General features: G+C 58.5%; 19 protein-coding genes. 12 read left to right on the forward strand and 7 right to left on the reverse strand.

Features of this window, described 5'->3' with window-relative positions; genetic code table 11:
• The first annotated feature begins 509 nt into the window (after positions 1–509).
• Positions 510–1,112: a DUF6471 domain-containing protein gene (locus WK25_RS32130; RefSeq protein ID WP_226209460.1), complete on the forward strand. Its 603-nt coding sequence runs from the start codon at positions 510–512 to the stop codon at positions 1,110–1,112.
• Positions 1,113–1,735: 623 nt separating this feature from the next.
• The gene (locus WK25_RS30680) at positions 1,736–1,948 is read left to right on the forward strand and encodes a BPSL0761 family protein (RefSeq protein WP_083253059.1); all 213 of its coding nucleotides are present in this window, start codon (positions 1,736–1,738) and stop codon (positions 1,946–1,948) included.
• A gap of 541 nt (positions 1,949–2,489) precedes the next feature.
• Here WK25_RS30680 and WK25_RS20450 read toward each other — a convergent pair.
• Positions 2,490–3,269, reverse strand: a complete 780-nt coding sequence (locus tag WK25_RS20450; protein ID WP_069242588.1) for an H-NS family nucleoid-associated regulatory protein — start codon at positions 3,267–3,269, stop codon at positions 2,490–2,492.
• Positions 3,270–3,365: 96 nt separating this feature from the next.
• Positions 3,366–4,576 (reverse strand): IS3 family transposase gene (locus WK25_RS20455; protein ID WP_135801118.1). Its coding sequence is split into 2 segments (ribosomal slippage): positions 3,366–4,261 and positions 4,261–4,576, totalling 1,212 coding nucleotides; the frame shifts between segments, so codons are not numbered across the junction.
• Positions 4,577–5,170: 594 nt separating this feature from the next.
• On the opposite strand from WK25_RS20455, the gene tnpA reads away from it, so the two are divergent.
• The 3 genes from tnpA (at position 5,171) to tnpC (WK25_RS20475) (ending at position 7,527) form a co-directional block, all read left to right on the forward strand.
• Complete coding sequence (tnpA, locus tag WK25_RS20465) at positions 5,171–5,554, forward strand: IS66-like element accessory protein TnpA (protein ID WP_069240768.1); 384 nt, start codon at positions 5,171–5,173, stop codon at positions 5,552–5,554.
• The gene (tnpB, locus tag WK25_RS20470; protein ID WP_080938779.1) at positions 5,542–5,889 is read left to right on the forward strand and encodes an IS66 family insertion sequence element accessory protein TnpB; all 348 of its coding nucleotides are present in this window, start codon (positions 5,542–5,544) and stop codon (positions 5,887–5,889) included. The genes tnpA and tnpB (WK25_RS20470) overlap by 13 nt, the downstream gene beginning before the upstream one ends.
• Before the next feature lie 63 nt (positions 5,890–5,952).
• A complete protein-coding gene (gene tnpC / locus WK25_RS20475) occupies positions 5,953–7,527 on the forward strand; it encodes an IS66 family transposase (RefSeq protein ID WP_069240767.1) in 1,575 nt (524 codons plus the stop codon).
• Positions 7,528–7,615: 88 nt separating this feature from the next.
• On the opposite strand, the gene WK25_RS20480 is transcribed toward tnpC (WK25_RS20475), so the two are convergent.
• Positions 7,616–9,061, reverse strand: a complete 1,446-nt coding sequence (locus WK25_RS20480; protein WP_069242589.1) for a hypothetical protein — start codon at positions 9,059–9,061, stop codon at positions 7,616–7,618.
• A gap of 259 nt (positions 9,062–9,320) precedes the next feature.
• Here WK25_RS20480 and WK25_RS20485 point away from each other — a divergent pair, with 259 nt between their 5' ends.
• Positions 9,321–9,890 (forward strand): hypothetical protein, encoded by a 570-nt coding sequence (locus WK25_RS20485; RefSeq protein WP_069242590.1) that lies wholly within the window; start codon positions 9,321–9,323, stop codon positions 9,888–9,890.
• Between the two features lie 161 nt (positions 9,891–10,051).
• Here WK25_RS20485 and WK25_RS20490 read toward each other — a convergent pair whose 3' ends face one another.
• Genes WK25_RS20490 through WK25_RS20500 form a run of 3 tightly spaced genes read right to left on the reverse strand, consistent with a single transcriptional unit; the run spans position 10,052 to position 12,662 of the window.
• Positions 10,052–10,717: a hypothetical protein gene (locus WK25_RS20490; RefSeq protein WP_069242591.1), complete on the reverse strand. Its 666-nt coding sequence runs from the start codon at positions 10,715–10,717 to the stop codon at positions 10,052–10,054.
• The gene (locus WK25_RS20495) at positions 10,714–11,334 is read right to left on the reverse strand and encodes a 7-cyano-7-deazaguanine synthase (protein ID WP_069242592.1); all 621 of its coding nucleotides are present in this window, start codon (positions 11,332–11,334) and stop codon (positions 10,714–10,716) included. The genes WK25_RS20490 and WK25_RS20495 overlap by 4 nt, the downstream gene beginning before the upstream one ends.
• Positions 11,331–12,662 carry a nucleoside 2-deoxyribosyltransferase gene (locus WK25_RS20500; RefSeq protein ID WP_226209493.1) on the reverse strand — a complete coding sequence of 444 codons (1,332 nt, stop codon included), beginning with the start codon at positions 12,660–12,662 and terminating at the stop codon, positions 11,331–11,333. The genes WK25_RS20495 and WK25_RS20500 overlap by 4 nt, the downstream gene beginning before the upstream one ends.
• Positions 12,663–12,910: 248 nt before the next feature.
• On the opposite strand from WK25_RS20500, the gene WK25_RS30685 reads away from it, so the two are divergent.
• Genes WK25_RS30685 through tnpC (WK25_RS20520) form a run of 3 tightly spaced genes read left to right on the forward strand, consistent with a single transcriptional unit; the run spans position 12,911 to position 15,366 of the window.
• On the forward strand, positions 12,911–13,426 hold the full coding sequence (locus WK25_RS30685; protein ID WP_083252996.1) for a transposase: 516 nt from the start codon (positions 12,911–12,913) through the stop codon (positions 13,424–13,426).
• Positions 13,402–13,755, forward strand: coding sequence for an IS66 family insertion sequence element accessory protein TnpB (gene tnpB / locus WK25_RS20515; protein WP_059760883.1), 354 nt, complete (start codon positions 13,402–13,404; stop codon positions 13,753–13,755). Before WK25_RS30685 ends, tnpB (WK25_RS20515) begins: the two co-directional genes overlap by 25 nt.
• A 30-nt stretch (positions 13,756–13,785) precedes the next feature.
• On the forward strand, positions 13,786–15,366 hold the full coding sequence (gene tnpC, locus WK25_RS20520) for an IS66 family transposase (RefSeq protein ID WP_069240766.1): 1,581 nt from the start codon (positions 13,786–13,788) through the stop codon (positions 15,364–15,366).
• Between the two features lie 36 nt (positions 15,367–15,402).
• Here tnpC (WK25_RS20520) and WK25_RS20525 read toward each other — a convergent pair whose 3' ends face one another.
• Entirely contained in the window at positions 15,403–15,672 is a 270-nt protein-coding gene (locus WK25_RS20525; RefSeq protein ID WP_069242594.1) for a hypothetical protein, read from the reverse strand.
• Positions 15,673–16,021: 349 nt separating this feature from the next.
• Here WK25_RS20525 and WK25_RS20530 point away from each other — a divergent pair, with 349 nt between their 5' ends.
• The 3 genes from WK25_RS20530 to WK25_RS20535 are packed head-to-tail and all read left to right on the forward strand — an operon-like array spanning position 16,022 to position 19,778.
• Positions 16,022–17,281 (forward strand): ABC-three component system protein, encoded by a 1,260-nt coding sequence (locus tag WK25_RS20530; protein ID WP_069242595.1) that lies wholly within the window; start codon positions 16,022–16,024, stop codon positions 17,279–17,281.
• 26 nt (positions 17,282–17,307) lie between these two features.
• Positions 17,308–17,769 carry a three component ABC system middle component gene (locus WK25_RS32435; RefSeq protein WP_420480845.1) on the forward strand — a complete coding sequence of 154 codons (462 nt, stop codon included), beginning with the start codon at positions 17,308–17,310 and terminating at the stop codon, positions 17,767–17,769.
• Between the two features lie 2 nt (positions 17,770–17,771).
• Positions 17,772–19,778, forward strand: a complete 2,007-nt coding sequence (locus tag WK25_RS20535) for a DUF3732 domain-containing protein (protein WP_069242596.1) — start codon at positions 17,772–17,774, stop codon at positions 19,776–19,778.
• Positions 19,779–19,784: the final 6 nt, after the last annotated feature.

Here is a 19,784-nt window from a genome sequence, read left to right on the forward strand (position 1 = left end):
ATCGAGTGGGCAGGAATTGACATGGCGAACCCGGTGTGAGACCATACGCGCGCGAAAGCGTTGGAGGCCTCTAGGGGTCACCATCCGGCGGAGGCTTGGGCTGCAACCCAAAGCCTCCGTTTTCATTTGAAGGGCTATCTATGCGTTAAATCTAAATCGTCGTCGCCTCCGTGCGAACGTCGGTGAGTCGTCGACCGATGCCTGAGGCCGTCAGTCGCTTGACAAATTCGATTTCTTCTATATAATCGGGTCAGATATCATACGGGACTATTTCGTCCTAGGCAAGAGGGCGTGTTCCGGCGTTTCTTCCCTTCTTGTTCTCACTCTTCCCAGCTTTCCTTTTGCTGCGTTCCGCTCGCTTGCTGCGCGTTGCCTGCGGTGCGCAAGCATGTCTTTCAGTCAGTTCATTGCTGTTGTCAATGCTGTTAGTTTTCGCCGGTATCTGGGGCGCCCTCTCACAGTACAATCTCCTCGACGCTAGCCCCTCTTGGTTGGCTGCGGGTTCAAGAATGGGGCGTCGGGTTCAAGTCAGAAGCGGCGATTTTTACTGTCATTTTAGTGTAGTTCGCGTGTCCAAAGAAGCAAGGAGCCTTGTGAGCGAAGTAGACACACCCTGGACCGGTTTGGCCTCGCGTGTCGTGCGCGCGGTGCTTGCGCGCAAGGGGGTGAGCTACGCGGAACTTGCTTGCGCGTTGACGTCCGTGGGCGTAAACGAAAGTGAGAGGTCTCTCGCGTCACGAGTATCGCGAGGGAGGATTAAGCTCGGGCTCCTTCTACAGATACTTTCCGTGACTCGTGCCAAGATGCCACGGTTGTGGCTCCAGCCTGCGTCTCTCCCAGGAACTTGGGAGGATAGAGCCAGAGGGGTTATCGAAGCTGAGTTGTCTCGGCACCCAACAGTTACAGTCCAAGAGCTGGCGCAGAGAATGGTCCGGCTCGGTGCGGACCTCACTGAACGGACGCTCGCCTCCCATCTCCTGGACGGAACGGTATCGCTTCCCGAGTTTCTCCAGTGCGTGGTGGCGTTGGGCAGTTCAAGTATGGAGCGTTTCATCGACTACGAAGACCTCGTTGCCGCGGTTGAGGTGCCATCCGCCTCGCCGCTCGCGTGAGCGGCGGCCAACTTTTCGCCTTGTCATTTCCGGTTGGTCATCTAGAATGAAAACAGCGATTTTTATTGCTTTTTTGTAAGCGAGATGCGGTCGGCCACGCGGGCCGAACGACCTAGTCTCGCCAGCATTGCCTGGCGGTGGTGCACGGATTTGCGGACTATGGCGTCCGAGACTGAACGCATGTGTTTTTCCGTACACGCAGTTCGCAAATGCGCGGACGGGACCTTCCTGCACCATCTTGCGGAGAGCGCCGCAACCAAGACCGTGTTCGAGCGACATCGAACGCATCGGGAGGCATCAAGCCATGGCACTTTGGAGGATTGGTCCGATAACCGCTGAACCCGAGGTTTCCATTGTCAGGTGGCGAGTTCTCGAAATCGATGACGGGACACGGCATTTCGTCGGAGCGGATACACGTGACTTCACTGGCCGCGTGAGTTCTCCGATTGTTGCGTTCGACCATTGCACATTGCGAGGCAAGACGCAGTCGGGGCGCGTCTATCAGCTCGTTGGCCAACCAGGACGGTCGGATAACGCTGACTATGTTTGGCAATGTTGGTGCGATGGGGCCGAGGTGGAATCATTCTCGGACGTCACCAACGAGTTTCTCGCAAGAGTGGCAGATGACGACCGCCGTTGAGCGAACAAGCGCGGTGATTGCTACGCGCGAGTTTCTGACGATGCTCGCTGCTGCTGACAGCGACGCGTCTAGTGAGATGCGAGCGTTGGCGCTTCGTCTGCTGCGGCATTATCCGCTCGAAGTTGATATCGCGACATCTGCTGTAGCGCTGCCAGGACTCTGGTCCAAGCCGGTCCGGGGTCGATATATTGATTAATTTGATATGGACTGGGAACCAGACCGAGTGAAAGGCCGTCGAGATGGGCGTGGTTGACGTGCCGGGAGATTTTCCGAGCGACATTGTGACCACTTGCGTTCCCGGTGCACCGACGACAGTTTATGCCAGTATCCGCATGTAGTTGCGAAAGTCTTCGTCGGCCCTCGGCTCCCGGCCGCTGTCGGCCTCGCCGTGGCATGCCAGGCACCGGCCCTCAATCCAGCCGCTTGGGTGGTAACACCGGGTTTCCGCCGCATGCAGTTGCCGCTCGGGCAAAACGTTGAGTTTCTCGTGGAGGACGGATTCTTCGTGCGAATCTGACCCGGTCACGTGGCCAGGAGGAGCAGAAACGGATAGCTCGTGTCGAAGGCGAAGGGTGTGAGGTCGACGCTCTAACGGCAAGGTGATTGCCCATCGTCACATGCGTCGCGGGGAAGTGTCGACCACTTCACTGTAGTCGATTGCTTCGAGGAGCCAACCGCTCTCCCCAAAGCATAGGTAGTGTCGCGATAAACCCCTGTCAACTCACATTCGAAGGCACTCAAGTGGCCTCGGCGCCCTCGGTCGCGACGGCTACATTTGCGATTTCAGCCGCCTCGGTCACCGCGCTGTGTGTCGCCCTGCGAGCGACCCGCTTAGCCGGCGCCTTCTTCAATGAGGCTTTTTTCGCTGGCGCCTTCTTCGAGGTTTGAACGGGAGTTTTCGTTGCCGGCTTTTGGATTGGTACCTTCCTCGAGGCTGCCGCCTTCTTGACCGCTGCATTCTTGCTAGCCGCGCTTTTCCTCGCGGCCGTCGGCTTCGCAGTCAAGGTTGCTTCGTCAGCACCGTCAATCAAGAACTTTGAGGGGTCCTTCGCGCCAGCGAGCCATGCTGGCGCGCGACCGCGGCCGCTCCAGGTCGCTCCCGACTTCGGGTCTTGATATTTCGGACGCTGCGGGCCTCTTACATAGTTCCCGGGCTTCACCATTGCCGAACCGGCACGAGCCGACTTTGCAGGCGCCGCCTCGACGAGGAGCTTCGTCCGGTCCTTCACATTCGCAATCCACGCCGGTGCGCGCCCATGGCCAGTCCATGTTGCACCGGTCTTGGGGTCTCGATACTTCGCAGCGGCTACTCCTTGCTTCGGCGTGGCAGTTTTTGCCGATTTGCGACCACGCTTCTTTGCGCTGATAAACGACTGAATGTCTGCCGTCGTAATGCCGTGCTTTTGCATCAGTCCGTGGATTTTTTCGAGTGCGCCGGAAGCCTCCTTTTGGGCGAGAGCTTCCGCCTGAGCTTGCAGCTTCGCGATTTTCGCTTGTATGTTTTCGAGCGTAGCCATTGGCTTTCCTTATGCGTGAATGATGGGCGCACTATGCCATACGGAATGGCTGTAGTGCAGAAGCGTGGAGTTGACCCTGTAATCCCGGACACAGCGTCACACTAAGGTTGCTGAATCCATTGAGCGCCGGAACTCGCGAGGCGAGCGGTACTTCAGCGCGCTATGGGGATGCTTCTCGTTGTAATGCTCGAACGCGATGGCCAAGTTGCGTGCAGCAGTCGCTGCGTCCGGCTTTGGCATGAAGGCAACGTAGTCGCGCTTCATTGTCTTCACGAAGCTCTCGGCCATCCCGTTACTTTGCGGGCTGCACACCGGCGTGGTCAATGGCTTCAGGCCGATGGCCGCTGCAAACCGGCGTGTATCGTCGGCCGTATAGCCCGAACCGTTGTCACTCAGCCACTCGATTTCGGACGGTGTATGCAGCTCGTTGCCAAACCGATTTTCCACTGCTGCCAGCATGACGTCGCGCACGATGTCGCCGCTGTGACCTGCCGTCGTAGCCGCCCAGCTCATCGCTTCGCGGTCGCAGCAGTCAAGCGCGAATGTCACTCGAAGCGGCTCGCCGTTGTCGCAGCGGAACTCGAAGCCGTCCGAGCACCATCGCTGATTGCTGCGCGCGACGGCCACCTTGCCATCGTGCCGACGTTGCGGCCGAGGCGGGGCTGGACGCCGTTGCATCAGCAGACCGTGAGTGCGCATGATGCGATAGATGCGCTTCGCATTGAACGGCACCTGTCCGGCAGCAATGCGTTCATTGCGCAGCGAGCCCCACACCCGGCGATAGCCATAGCTGGGCAAATCGCCGACGACTCGGCGGATTTCCTCGACCACGCTCGCATCGTCCGTCTGCCGCGATTGACGGCCATCGCGCCACGTCACCGGACGCGACAGTCGTGCCGATACGTTCGAGCGCGACACGCCGAGAACTTCACAAACCAGTTTCACTGGTCGTCCTCCGGCAGCGAGGGCGAGTGCGCTATCCATTTTTTTGCTCGGCCATACTCGACTGCTTCGCGGAGAATCTCGTTCTCCATGGTCTTCTTGCCGAGCATCCGCTGCAGCTCACGAATCTGCTTGAGGGCATCGGCCAGCTCTGATGCAGGGACCACTTCCTCTCCAGCCTTGACCGCCGACAGACTCCCGTCCTGGTACAGCTTGCGCCAGTGGAACAGCTGGTTCGGGTTCACGCCGTGCTGGCGCGCAACCATCGAAACCGACTTCCCCGGTTCGAAACTCTCGCGAACCATCGCCAGCTTCTGCTCCGCCGTCCAGCGCCGCCGACGCTCCGGGCCCGTCAACACTTCCATCACTTCCTGCCTGGTGTTAGTCAAAAACACAGTCTTATGCCTACCCGCTAGTTTAAGTGAGAGGCTATGTCCGGTGTTTCAGGGGGCTGCTCCAAAGCGGCGTTCAAAAAGGGAAGATTTTGCAGCGACGTCCTCATCAACCAACCGAAGGTAAGCTTAAGGGTGTTGTACACCGGGGCGACGCCAAAGTAAGCGATGAGATAACGGCATCGTTAAAGCCGTCTTACTCATCAGGTTGTTTTTTGTGGTTGCCTATCTGAACGAGATGGCGGCGCACCGTGATGGGATAGGCCTGCTTCCGAAAAGGCAGCCAGCTGACGTCTTGCCCCTTCCCTGATACGAAGCCGTCGCGGCTTCCCGCTAGTCATCTCGGTGCTCGCAGCCCGAAAGGCAGCAATAGAGTTCCACGCCGAGTATCCCCTCCGTCCTCTCTGCGCACGTCTGGTATGGCATAGCCCATCCAGCGCGCAAATCGGCCGCGCGAAGTCTGTAGCGAGGCAATCCGACAAACAAGCGTAAGCGGCCGGGCAACCCGTCTTGAGTTGGGGTAAAGCTCTTGGGAGTATCGTGTCCACCTAACGAATAAGCGGACACGTGAACACTATCGAATCGGAAGCATTCCCCGAGCGTCGTCGCCGGCAACGGTACAGCGAGGAGTTCAAGGCGCAGGTGGTAGCTGCGTGCCAGGGAATCGGCGTATCGGTTGCTGCGGTCGCGCTGGAACACCGGCTCAACGCGAATCTGCTGCGGCGCTGGATCGATCAGGCGGAGGGGCGACTTCCCAAGAGACCGCTGGGTCGTCCACCGGCCACGCCACCGTCGCTGCCAGCCTTTGTGTCGGTGCCATTGGGAGCGCCGAGTCCGCACTCGGCAGAGATCCGCATCGAGGTGCGGCGGGGCGATCAGTCGATCACGGTCAGTTGGCCCGTGTCCGAAGCCGCCCAGTGTGCCGCCTGGCTGCGCGAGTGGATGCGGTGATCCGCGTCGACGAGATCTGGCTGGCGACCGATCCGCTGGACATGCGTGCCGGTTTCGACACGGCCTTGGCGCGCGTGGTCAAGGTATTCGGTGCCGCGCACCCGCACCATGCTTATCTGTTCGCCAATCGCCGCGCCAACCGCATGAAGGTCCTGATCCACGACGGGATCGGCATTTGGTTGGCAGCACGACGTCTGAATCAGGGGCAATTTGCCTGGCCGCACGCCGGCAGCGAACCGAAGCAGCATGAACTGACGCACGAACAACTGGCCGGCCTGGTGCTGGGCCTGCCGTGGCAACGCATTGGCGAGAGTGGCGTGATCCGTGTCGTCTGAGTACGACGGAGGCGTAAACAGTTCAGCTTCCACCGCCTACAGCGTTCTGGCAGACTGGCCTGCATGAATCCCGCTGACCTCGACGCACTCACCCCGGAACAGTTGCGCGCCCTGACTGCGCAACTGATTGCAGAGGTCCAGTCGAAGGACCAGGCGATCCACGAGAAGGAGCGGGAAGCCAGTGAACGAGATCGGGAACTCCGCTACAAGCAGACCCGCATCGACCAGCTTACCCATGAGATCTCGATCCTCAAGCGCCAGCAGTTCGGCCGGCGTAGCGAACAGCTCAACAGCGAGCAGATGAACCTGCTCGACGAGGCGATCGATGGCGACTTGGTTGCCATCGAGATGGAGCTCGAGCAACTCGAGCCTACGCGAGCTGAACGGCAACGCGAGCAGCCGAAACGGGCACCACTGCCGCCGCAACTGCCACGCACCGACGTCCATCACGAACCGGACAGCACAACATGCCAGTGCGGTTGCGAACGCATACGGATCGGCGAGGACGTGAGCGAGAAGCTGGACTACACGCCGGGCGTGTTTACGGTGGAACGGCACATCCGCGGCAAGTGGGTGTGCAAAGCGTGCGAGACGCTGATCCAAGCGCCGGTTCCACCGCATGTGATCGACAAGGGCATGCCCACCGCCGGGTTGCTCGCGCAGGTGCTGGTCGCCAAGTACGGCGACCACCTGCCCCTGTATCGCCAGGAACAGATCTTTGGTCGTGCGGGACTGGCCATCCCGAGATCCACGCTGGGTGCCTGGGTGGGCCGGTGTGGCGTGCAGTTGCAGCCGTTGGTCGACGCGCTCGGCCAGGCCATCCGGCAACAGGCGGTGTTGCACGCCGACGAGACGCCGGTGCAAATGCTCAGCCCCGGCAAGGGCAAAACGCACCGGGCATACCTGTGGGCGTATACGTCGACTCAGTTCAGCGAACTGCGCGCGGTGGTCTACGACTTCGCCGAGAGCCGCGCCGGTGCGCACGCTCGCACGTTCCTGACGGGCTGGCACGGCAAACTGGTATGCGACGACTACAGCGGGTACAAGGCCTCGTTCCAGCACGGCATCACCGAGATCGGATGCGCGGCTCATGCTCGACGCAAGTTCTTTGAATTGCATGCCAACCACAGCAGCCATGTTGCGGGGCAGGCCCTGCCGTTCTTTACCGTGCTCTACGACATCGAACGCGAGGCCGCAGCACTGGATGTCGACGAACGGCAGCGGCTTCGACAGCGTCGGGCCAAGCCGGTGTGCGACGCCCTCTATGAATGGTTGATGGCGCAGCGCAAACTCGTTGCGGACGGCTCGGCGATTGCGAAGGCGCTGGACTACAGCCTGAAACGATGGGACGCACTCACGCGCTATCTCGATGACGGCAATGTGCCGATCGACAACAACTGGGTCGAAAACCAGATCCGACCGTGGGCAGTCGGCCGGTCCAATTGGTTGTTCGCCGGATCACTGCGTGCGGGTCAGCGCGCGGCCGCCATCATGAGCTTGATTCGATCGGCGCAACTGAACGGGCTCGATCCGCTCGCCTATCTGAAGGACGTCCTCACACGCTTGCCGACCCACAAGGCCAACGACATCGACGCGCTACTGCCGCATCGTTGGCAACCTCTCTCGACTGCCGCCTAAACTCGCTCGTCAAGACGGGTTGGCTGGTCGCTTACAAACAAGCGTCGTCAACTGCGACGGAATACCCGCCGACCAACGGATTATCCGACTATCGGACGCCATGTCTGGTCAGCAGCCTGTCGAAGAATTCCGTGACACATTGCAGTGCCTTCGGGCCGACATTCCGTTGTTCAAGATTGACATCAAGGAATTCGTGCCCGCCGAAGCGGTATACCTCGTAGCCCATCAGCCGCAGCCGGCGGTCCTCGGTCGCCATCTCGGCGTAGCGCTGAGCGTTCGCAATGTAGAGCTCGGGCACGTTACGGTCTGCCACTGCATAGTGATGTCGGCCATCAATTTCGATGACGATTCGCACGCCCTGGTCCAGCATTAAGAGAAAGTCCATGCGCTGCCGTGCCAGAAACTGTTCGTCCCCGCGCTCGCGGCGCGTGTAGGGGTCGTAATGCAGGTATACCTGCGGGATTAACGCCGGCAGCCGGTCGCCGAGCTCTTTCCCATAGCGCTCGTAATAGCCCTGAAACAGCGCAAACTCGCCGGGAGAGTGCGTGCCGACGACGGACTGGCGTAGCCGCCGGAACAACTGGTCCTTCGCGCTGCCCATGTCGCTAATGCATTGAAGTTCGGCATACCAGTCCCGGAGGTCCTTCCACAGCAGAAGGCCAGAGCTAGGCAGCGCGCGGTCGAAGACGAGCACCTTGTCTGCGTGCTTAGTGATTTCGACGTCATTGTTGAGCGCGTCACGAAAGACCAGCTCAGGCTTTTCGCCAGTCGACGCGAAAATCAGATTCTTCATTGCTCCGGCCACGCCGGCCTGCGCACGAACCACACCGTAGATGGCATATCCTGACTCGACGGACGTTTGCCGCACCGTGAAGCCGTCGCGTTTAAGCGCATTGCCAATGGCGGTGGCCAGCTCGGCCTGCTCTGCGTCGCGGCGAGTCAACGGGTGCAGAAGCTTGGCGAGCAGCGCGAAAAAGCGCGCCTGACTGCACGTCAGCACACCGCATTGCGTCAACAACTCTTCGTGCGACCAGTCGTCGTTGTGCAGGCAGTGCTGCACAATCTGTGCATGCAAGCTGGTGTTTTCAATCCACCAGGATGCGCCAGCCTCCAAAACAGCTATGCCAAATATCTCCTGCAGGCTCTCAATCAGCGGAAGTTCACCAAACAAGGACGCCAAGGGACTAAGGGCCTTGAGCACGTCACGGCGAACAAGCTGGCTCACGCGATGTTCGGCGTGGAGTGTCATTTCGTTGAAGGCGTCCGCGAGGTCCTCGGACGGGTACTCACGAAGCGCTCGCGCCGCAAGGTCAAGGAGGGCCGGTTCGTCCCAGGTGAGGATACGTCGCCGCACATACTGCCGCTTGCTACTGAAGGCCTCTTGGCCATCGTCGGGTTCGACAGCCTGTTGAATCCCAAGCCGAACGCAAACATCCGGAAGGTCGTAAGCCTTCGCGGCCGCAATCGTCTGCGCGATAAGGTCCCTCAGCGTGTCGAGGGGGATTATCGGCGGTTTGATGTTCGAAACGAGCATGCTGCCTCCCTGATTTGTAGCGCTTGTACATCCTCCGGCTCGGCGAAAGCTCACTGCACGTCGCCATTGAGTGAGCGTGCGGATTCTGTGAGCTTGTCCCCCCAACATGGCGAACATACTTTCCAATGGATGTCGCCGGAAGGTATATGCTGCTCAAGTGCCCCCGCGGCTGCAACCGTATCCCGCGTATCCGCCAACAAGCTGTGATTTATGATATTCAATTGCTACATCAACATAGCCGACTACGGGCGGAGGCAGCATGGAGCAGATATCGCGCTTACATATTTGTAGTTTAATCGGCGAGACTTTGGTATCGCTTCAAGCATTTGAACAGTTGCTGGTCGCGTTCCTGCTGTCCACAGTATCGGAGAGCGAGGCAGACCAAAAACTTGAGCAGTTACTCCTTCGGAACAAGGAGACATTGGGACGATTACTCAAGGAGTTGTCCACAAGAACAGCACTGCCGGAGCACTTTGCTCCGGATTTCGACTCGCTTCTTGAGATGCGCAACGTTTTCATTCACAGGCTATTGTTGGAGCCGCGGTTCTCTCTCAACTCTTCTGAGGGCCGTGTTGCTGTTGATGCGTTTATGAAGAACATTCGCGCCAAACTAAAGCTGGCAATTTATGTAGTGCTTGGTGCCATGCGTCAAACGCCTAGCACCGAGATGTCGCTCAGAGCAGCTGCGCGCTTCGGACACATCATTCATCGTATCGACGTCACTTCCACGCGAGATTTTGGCGGGCTCAGCGAAGATGCTTACATCGACGAGGTCGTCGGGACGGCAGTAGCACTATACGATTCCAAGTCGAAAGTGCCGCCATCTTGAGTTGAGCCCATCTGGTAGCATATTCATCGTCAGCTCAGGCGCTCATTTACAGATTTTCGCTCGTCGATATTCGTCGCGCTGCTCGGATAACGGCATGTCGTCCGCGGCATACTGCATCCAGATGGACGGTCCTCGCAAGAAGTGCTCGCCGCTCGACCCATTCAGACCGCCAAGGTCAACTGCGCTTGGGATGGCGCCGCAGCGCGGCGCCACAGCCAAGCATCGAATTCGCGTCGCGGTAGTGATAGAAGGTCCGCCGCGCAACAGAATGATTTGCGGAGGAAGTGATAGTCGTCGTTTTCGACACCGACAGTTTTCGCGAACGTGCGCACATGGCGGTCAACTGCTATAGAGTCGATACCAACGAGGCACGCCATGTAATCCACGGTCTTCGGACCGATGCCATTGACGGTCTGAAGTGCATCGCAGAACTCGTCGGACGCAAGGCTAAAGCGCAAGTCATTCACATCCTCGATTCCCCACTTCTTGAGGAAAACAACCAGCGCTTCGAAGCGAGTGACCTTCTCATGGTGGCGCCAGTTCAGGAAGGCACCTGCCTTGCCGTCTTGAATCAGTGCGACCAATGAGGAAATTGTGAGGCGATTCGGATGTGCCCGCAGGATGGCCACTACCCGCGGACGCACAACCGTCGTGTAATTGAGCCCTGCCTGGAGCACGGAATCCGCGAGAACGGCTCCCAAGTGCTCGCATGTAGCACGCGGATGCTTCTCCTCGAAAAGTGCGCCCTCGTCCTTCGCATGGTCGGCGATGCGACGCGCTGCGAGCAACACCTCGATAGCGGCCCCTTTGGCTCCGGTCCTACTCATACCAACTTAGCCTCTTTCAGTGCGTTCAGGCGCTCGACACAGTTCGGACATGCGCCGCACGGAAACTGTGCAGACGCCTGGCAAGAGTAGGTTCGTCCGATAGGCACGCCAAGTTTCGCAGCCACTCGGGCCACGTCGGCCTTGGACGAGTAGCGGAACGGGGAGTGGAAGCGAACGGGACCAATGCTCGATGTGAGTCCGTCGAGGCTGTTCATAAACGCGGCAGTACAGTCAATTTCTTTGGCGTGGTTGCTATTGATAAAGCCAGTATAGACATCCAGGATAGCGACCGTTTGTGCACGCGCCGCAGCAGCAGCGAAGAACAGCATCGTTCGGTACGGGATGTACAAGTCGTCGTCCTTGACCTCTTCAGTCCAGAGGTCAGCTTCGCGAATCAGCCGCGACTGCGAACCTCTGAAGATATCCGAGATGTCAAAGCGTTCAGGTCGCCTCATATCGGCAGGCAGGACCTCGGTGACCCGGCTCCACTCAACGTCTACGCAATGTTGCCCGTAGTCAAAAAAGATTGGGACGACCTCAACGCCCGTTGCCGCGAGCTGGTACCCGACAGTCGTTGAGTCCAGGCCGCCAGAGGCCAGAAGAAGCGCACTTTTCATTGCGATTCGGCCCTCAATTTGGCAAGAGCGTCGAAAGTACCGTTGAGACACACATCAAGGTCGGCGGAGTATACCGAACTTCCGACGACGACCATCGTGTTCTTATTTTCCTGCCGTGGGTCGTAGGTGATGACCGGCTTACCCATCTCGATTGCCATGCCGATTTCGACGAGCGTGCCAGGGTCACGGTCGAGTGGAACTGCGAAGACGGCGTCGCACTCATTTAGCAGCTGACAGTCCATGTAATACGTGCGACGCAGGTCAGCTTCGCTCGCGGGTCGCTTCAACTCGCCGTTCTCCTGGATAGGACGACGCACTTTGAAGTTGTGATACTTCAAGCTATCCGCAGCTCGGTCGAGTTCCGGCTTCTCAACATAGGAAAGGTCCGGTCCAGCAAGGTAGATGGAATAGCGCGGTCGGTCGTGCCAGGGAAGCACGGTCCCGCCGAGCGACTGCAGCGCATCGAGAGACAGCAGGAAACCTCTTTGCACGTCACGCTGAATGTCGTCAGGGAACGTGGACTGCGAGTACACCGTCGCAGCCTGACAGCCGCGCCACGCGGCTTCAATCCATCCCTTGTGAGCGAGACCGACCATCACAGCGCTGTAGACGTCGCCCACGCCAACGGAGTTGACTGTTATACCGAGGGTCGCGGGAATTTCTTCGACGCCGCCGTCGCGTAAATCGAAGAGCCGGCTGCCGCCACGATTCTCCTTCAGCAAGAATACGTCCGGCGACAGCTTCTTGACCGCCGCTATCAACCCGCCAACATCGTCCTTGCCGAGCCGCTCGAACAACGAAGACGACGTCGAGATGATGAGCGCCTGCGCCCGCCCGCTGTATGCCTCGAGTGCCGACAGGTCGTCCAGGTCATACGCGATGTCGAATGAGAAGCGTGCGTCGGGTGAGAAAGCACTAGTGAGTTCGTTGATATCGAACCGACCGGGGAAGATAACGACCTTCTGGTAAGCATCAAGCTGCGGGAGTGGGGCGCGGAATTTCACCACCTTGGTGTCGCGCATCAAGTCTTCGTAGCCTTGATGCGCGACCTCTGTCGTGTCTCTAATCAAAATGACGTTTGGTGCGCCGACGACATCACCAAGCCAAATGAATTCCTTACAACCGCACTCCTTCAGATAGCGCTCCGCTTCGTCTATCAGATACCGCGGACAGACTGCCGCCACAGAGTAATCGAGGCCTGCAGCCCAAAGTCCTCGCGCCGCGTGCGCGACGCCACCCAAGCGCAGCTTGCATATCGTACCTTGGCGCGCGAGTGTGTAGTCGACAACCAACTCCCCAACAATCAGCACTCCGTCTGTGGGGGCCATGATTATTGCGGTACGAAGTCAGCTTCGACGGTGGGAACAGGCTTGTCCGCCGAACTCTTCACGACGCCGACATAAGTCACGCCGCCCGCCAGGCAGGCCGCAAGATAGTTGAACGATGTGGGAAGCGCCCCCACCTTCACGCCGTCCACATCGACTGCGAAGTATGCGGTCCACGAACGACGCCCTTCCAATGAAGGGCAGAAGGTCAGAAGCTAAGTGTCCGCGTGGACACATGCACTCAGACCGTGATGACCGAGAAACAAGACCTTCGAAGCAGACTGGTAATTGGCCGCAGACGGGATGGCCGACGTGAATTTGATGAGGCGGCCGTACAAGAGCTGGTCGAGCTTTGCCTGAAGCCTGGCGTATCGATTGCCCGAGCGGCCATGGATCACGACGTCAATCCGAACCAGTTGCGTCGCTGGATCTCGCGCTATCAGCAGCAGATGCTGCAGGCGTCAAGAGATCCGGACCTGATGGTAATCGATGGCGTCTCGATCGACGCCCCCGGGCCGAGAGTCAGAAGTCCAGTGGATATGAGTCCCCCACCGGCGTTCTTGCCGGTCGTTTCCTCTGCCGCACCCGTGCCCCTGTCACCGCCGGCATCGACTTCGCCACGGTTGTCGATGACGCTCGCGCTCCAGGTGCGTTTGTCGAACGGTGTCGAACTCGAGCTGGGCAAGGCCATCGCGACCATCGACGAACTGACGACCCTGGTTCAGATCCTGGGGAGGATGCCGTGTTCCGGTTCGACGACAAACTGAAGGTGTATCTGCATCGCGATCCTGTCGACTTCCGCTACGGCATGAACAGCCTGTCGATTCTCGTCGAACAGTCGATGCGCCTGAATCCGATGGACTCGTCGCTTTACATCTTCGGAAACCGGCGTCGTGACCGGATCAAGATCCTTGGCTGGGATGGTAGTGGTTTCTGGCTTCTGATGAAACGATTGGAGACGAGCCGCTTCATCTGGCCCGACAACAAGGCCGAGGTCGTGACGATGACGACCGACGTATTACACGCGTTGCTCGACGGCGATGACATCACTGCGATTCGACGGCATCCGAAGCAGGAATATCTGCGCGTGAGCTGAACACGCCATCGGCATGCTAGTCTAACCGGCATGCCGATCCAGGTCACCCTCTCCGCCGACGAACTGAAGGAACTGCTCGCAATACGCGAGCAGCACGCAGCACTTCGGCAAGAGCGAGATGAACTACGCGGCGTGCTGCGTCTCGTGACGGCGGAACGCGATCTCGCCGAGGAACGACTCCGAGCCTACCGTCGCGAGCTGTTCGGCGCAAAGAGCGAAGCGCGAGACTCGGAACAGTTCGGCCTGTTCAACGAAGCCGAGGCGCTCGGTACGAACGCGACGCCCGCGCAGGAAGAGACTCCGGAAACGACGGTTGCCGCTCACGCGCGCAAGAAGCGCGGCCATCGCAAGCCGCTCGATCCGAATCTGCCGCGCGACGTTGTGCGACACGAACTGCCCGAAGCCGAACGCTTCTGCGCGCACGACGGGCACGCACTCGTCGAGTTTGGCGTGGAGATCAGCGAGCAGCTCGACGTGATTCCGGAACAGCTTCGTGTGATCCAGCACCAGCGCGTCAAATATGCGTGTCCGTGCTGCGATCTCGGCATCAAGGTCACGCCAGCGCCGCCGCGCATCATCCCGCGCGGACTGTTGAGCGAATCGGCGCTCGCGTGGATTGCCACCGGCAAGTATCAGTTCGGTATGCCGCTGTATCGCCAGGCAGGTCTGCTGCGGCGCTTCGGCGGCGACATCTCCTCGAACACGATCGCCGCCAGCATGGTGCGCGTCGGCCTCGCAACGCAGCCCGTGATCAACCTGATGCGCGATGCGTTGCTCGATGCCGCGCTGATCTACTGCGACGAGACGACGCTCCAGGTGCTGAAGGAGGAAGGCCGACGACCTCAAACGAAGAGTTACCTCTGGGCGCAAATGACCGGTTCGGGCGTCCCCATCCGCTGCTTCACCTATACGCCGGGGCGCGGTACCAAGCTGGCCGACAAGCTGTTCACCGGGATCCGCGAAGGCGCGGTCATGATGACCGACGGCTACGAGCCCTACAACGACATCGCACAACGTCACCAACTCGTGCACCTTGGATGCTGGGTTCACGTGAGACGGTACTTCGTCAAGGCGGAAGAGAACGTGCCGAAGGCTGCACGCTCGCCCGAGCTGCTCGCGACGCGCTTCATCAAATTGATCGGCAAGCTGTTCGCGGCGGAATCCCGGAGTGAGGCGTGGACGGCGGAACGACGGCAGCGGTTGCGACGACGATACAGCGCACGCGTACTCGACATCATCCACGCGCTGATGCTCGAACAGTCTCCCGGCGTCGTACCGAAAAGCTTGCTTGGCAAGGGGTTGACCTATCTGCGCGAGCAGTGGCCGAAGCTGATCCGCTACGTCGAGAACGGCAGCCTGCCGATCAGCAACAATCCCTGCGAAAACGCGATTCGCCCGTTCTGCGTCGGGCGCCGCGGCTGGTTGTTCTCCGACACCGTCGACGGTGCGAACGCGAGCGCCAATCTCTATACGCTCGTCGAGACCTGCAAGGCCAATGGCATCGATCCGTACCGATACCTCACCTGGCTGTTCCAGCGTCTGCCCCTGGCGAAGACCGCCGATGATTACGACGCGCTGCTTCCCTGGAAGATGCCCACCCACCTCCGCTGATCGGCAGCGCTACCACACATCACGCGCTTCGCCACCTCACTCTGTGGGGCGTCGTTCGTGGACCGCATACACTGCGAAGATGCGCTTTTTATCAAAGAAGATTCCCAGCTGGGTGCCGGGCGCCGGTACTTTCCTAAATTGCGAATAGAAGTCGCACTGGCCGACATCCTCGAGCACACAGGAGAATGCCTGCTTGCACCTGTCGACGCCGCTCGTGCCACCCGCGACACCAATTCCATCTCCCTCGACCGCCTTGGCTTTCGTGCCAGGATAGTCCGAAAAAGAACCCGAGCCTGAACTGCCCATAGTGCCCCCGTTGCGTGGCTGATGAAGTCTTTTCCTGCGATATATATGCTTTCTTCTCTAAGGAAGTGTACAAGAATCTGGACTTCAGTCGTCGCAATTTCGACACGTGCGCCGCAATCTAAGCTTGGTGCATAGCAAAATGGATAGGCGGCTCAAGTGGAGAACAATGGGCCGATTGTGCACCGGAAGGGTATCTATTCGACGCGCGCGGATAGTGGTCGACTCGTCATTGTTGCGTGATTCGCCCGTAGGTAGGCTCCGGTGTTCTGAGGTGGTTGCCTGTTCATCCATACAGTATTTAATGAAACACTGATTTCGGCGAGACTACGAGTTCCCATCGGGGAACAATATGGACGAGGAAGACCAAAAACCACAAGTCGAAAAGCCAATCAATACTGGTGCTGCGCCAACAATCGTCGCGTTCACGTTCCAGTTTGACCGCGCACTGAATGAGCTGTTTTCGAGCGGAACACCTGACAGGCAAGTTGGTATCGAAACTCTCGACGACGTTGCCGAACTGGTAACGAAAGCCGACGGGACTGTCGTTGCCAAGCTCGAGCAAGACGCGAACACGGTCCAGGCTTCGGGGCATCCGTATCGGGATAGCAGCCGGAAGCTGTGGCATACATTGCGCGTTTGGCTCAGCCACCTCGCTGACTTGAAGCAGTATGCCGAGACAGAGTTTCGCTTGGTAACGAATGTCAGCGTCCCATCGGGAACCTTAGTACGCCGTCTCTCCGATGCGGTATCTGCGAAGGATATCGAGGCTGCGGTCGCAGCGTTACGTGAGCAAGCCAATGTAGTGCTCGCGAATAAAAAGTCGACGGCGAGCAAGGAGGCGAGCTTCGTAGTCAAGTATGCCGACGATGATTTGGCATATTTGATTGGGCGCCTGAAGCTATCGGACAACGGGGGAACTGCTACCGGGAATCCGCCACGGGAAGACACCATTCAGCGTTTCCTCCTGCCTTCGGGTCTGGTGGCGCAAGGTGACGAAATCTACCAGCATATACTTGGTGTGGCAGTCGACAAATGTCGTACGGCATGGGAAAAGGATGAGGCAGCATGGTTCTCTCCGCAGATGTTTAAAGACCTGCTTCATAAGGAGGTCGGTCGTCGCTCACTGAAGGATTACCTTGAGCGACCCATGATGTCAGTAGGCTTCAAGGAATATGTTCAAGCCGGTGGGCGAGACCACTTTTTCCTGAAGCAGTTGACCCATCTCGGGTTGCCGACTCGATACGTCGACGAGCAGCTAGACAACTACTGGGCCTTCTATATCGAGAGGGTCAGGCTTGAGGGTGAAGGCGTGCACCAAGCCGATTGGCTTGCACGCGAGGACCAGCTTCATCAGAGATGGCGAACGTGCCGAAATAATGCTGAGCTGGATTTGGAGGATGCGACGCCAGAGGCGCTCGGAAAGCGTACGCTCCGATTGACGCTCGACGGTGAATACAAGGCGCCGATAGGTCGATACAAGTCTGAGAATCTGTACTTCACCCATGGACACTATCACCATCTGGCGAACGCCCCGGATGAGTCATTTTTCGTATATTGGCACCCGGCCTTCGCGAACAAGGATGATGCTAAAGATGGCGGTGGAGAATGATGACTGGCTACAAAGACCGTAGTCTGATGCATAACAGCGCTATAGCATGCTTCCTGCTGGCAAGCTTTACGAAAGGGTATCAAACCCGTACAGCCAACACTCGGCACCCGGGGTTCGAGAAGCTGTTGCTTGTTCTTCCCCTTGTGTGGCATGGACCGAGTCGTCGTAGTATCGCTCGGAGAAATTTCGATACTGCTCTTCATGGCGTGCTGTCGGATGAGCCAAGAATTTTGGAAGGTCTGGCTGCCAGAGTTTCCGCACATGCGCCGGTAACCTGTCAGGGTCTCAACATAGCGTGTGGGACTGGTCTACTTGTAAAGCGGTCGAATGAAGAGGGCGTAGAGTTTGTATTCGAACGTGGCCATTGGCCTCGAGGGAGCAGTCCGACGGGCATCCCAGGCGACATGGCTGGAACGGTCTTGCGCTTAGCAAACTGGTTTAAGGACTACACTGCCGCGGAATTGTTTGCGATGTTGGGCCTCATTTGACTATGCAATTCTTTATCTCCCAGCTCATTCTCTGGCCTGAGCATCCCGAGAACAGTATCCAGACGCTCACGTTTGTTGACGACAAGGTGAACATCATTCATGGGCGCAGCCGAACAGGCAAGTCGTCCATCATCGCCATCATCGACTACTGCCTGGGTGCAAGTCGTTGCACGATTCCGGTTGGTCAGATTCGGGACAAGACCGCTTGGTTTGGGTTGAAAGTTCGCATTCGGGACACATGGGTGCTCATTGCCCGCCGTACGCCGGAGCGTGCCGTTGGCAGCAAGGAATGTCACATTTCCAGGCTGGCCTCGCGTGAGGTGCCTCTTCCTGACGAGCTTGCCGGGACCCATACACTGGCCCAGTTTAAAGAGGCGTTCAACAAAATCGCGCGTATCACGAACATTTCGCTGGTCGCCGATGAAGACGGAAGCATCAATTCCGAGAACCCGCCGTCCTATCGCGACCTCGCGTCGTTCAACCTCCTGCCGCAGCACATTGTCGCGAATCCGAATGTCCTCTTCTATAAGTCGGACTCGTACAAACACAAAGAGAAGCTGAAGCGGGTCTTTCCGTATGCACTCGGGATAGTAGACGCAGACTACCTGACGGCCACCCGTGAGCGTAATCGACTGCAAAAGCAGCTCGATGGTCTGCAAAAGGAAGAGCTCTCTCGGCACCGAGCGTATGCCTCTTGGGAAGCCGATGTGCGGGTAATCTGGGAAGAGGCGGTCAAGCTTGGTTTGTCGGAGGCCGCCGATGGCGAAAGCCTTGAATTGAGAGTTGGCGCTCTTAAGGAGCTCAACGACGGATACTTGCGTGGCGACCTCATCGAACGCCTGAGGGCGCCGCAGTACGGATATGCGAACGAGCAGCTTCGGCTAGCGACGTTGGAAGAAGATGCGGCGCAACGGAACCTAGATGATTTGGCCCGTGAACTCCAGGACTATGAGCGGCTGTCTGGCAGAGCGAAGGAACTCGCGAAAGCAGTTGATACAGAACAGGCACAGGTCGTGAGTCTGGATTGGCTGCAGCGCAGTCTGGTTCATGATTCAGCTTGCGTGGTGTGCGGCTCGAAAACGGACCATAGCCACTTTGTCCTGGATAAGCTTGCGGGTAAGCTGAACGATGTCGCGCGGCTTTCCAAGGCACTCCGCGAGGGGCCAATCGTAGACCGTCAACTGGAGCATCTTAAGCGCGACTTGACTGATGCGGAAGCTAGGCTCCATGCGGCACGCTTGAGGCGAATTGAACTGAAGCCGGACGAATTTTCACCTTTGGGTTCCTTTGGTCGCATATTCGTGCTCCTCGGTCGCCTGCAGTCGCTTTTGATGGCACTTGCCACGCTGGAGGGCCGCGGCGACCTGCCGGACCGAATTCGCGAGACTGAGCGCCGCATCAAGCTTCTCGATGACTTCATCAATGCATCGGGCCGCGAGGAGCGAGAGAAAGCTGTTGGTCGGGAGCTGACGAGCCTAATCGAAGGTTACGCGAGCAACCTGAAGCTCGAAGAGAAGGGCAAGATTGCTCTTGACGAGGGGGAGTTGACGCTGAGCTTTACGCGGGCGGTTACGAACAGGAAGGACTATCTGTGGGAAATTGGCAGTGGTGCCAATTGGATGGCCTATCACCTCGCGACGTTTCTCGCGCTCCATGAGTTCTTCACCAAGCAGGAGCGAATCAACGGGCCAGTGTTCAGCTTCCTCGCAATCGACCAGCCCAGTCAGGTTTATTTCCCAAGCACGTTCTCGGGAACAAACCTTCTGGACCAGTATCGCGAGCAAGCGACCGAACTCCGCGGACAGCGCGACGTTGACATCGAGCAGACTCGCCTCATCTTTGTGGCATTGGCCCGAGGTCTACAACGTTCCGAGTTCAAGTACCAGACAATCGTGGTAGAGCATGCCGACAAATCGATTTGGGGCGGAGGAAAGTGGGGCCGCTACATGCACGAAGTCGCAGTCTGGAAGGAAGAAGGCGATGGCCTGATTCCGAAGAATTGGGTTTAGTGAGCT

The sequence above is a fragment of the Burkholderia latens genome (assembly GCF_001718795.1).
Taxonomy (GTDB): Bacteria; Pseudomonadota; Gammaproteobacteria; order Burkholderiales; family Burkholderiaceae; genus Burkholderia; species Burkholderia latens_A.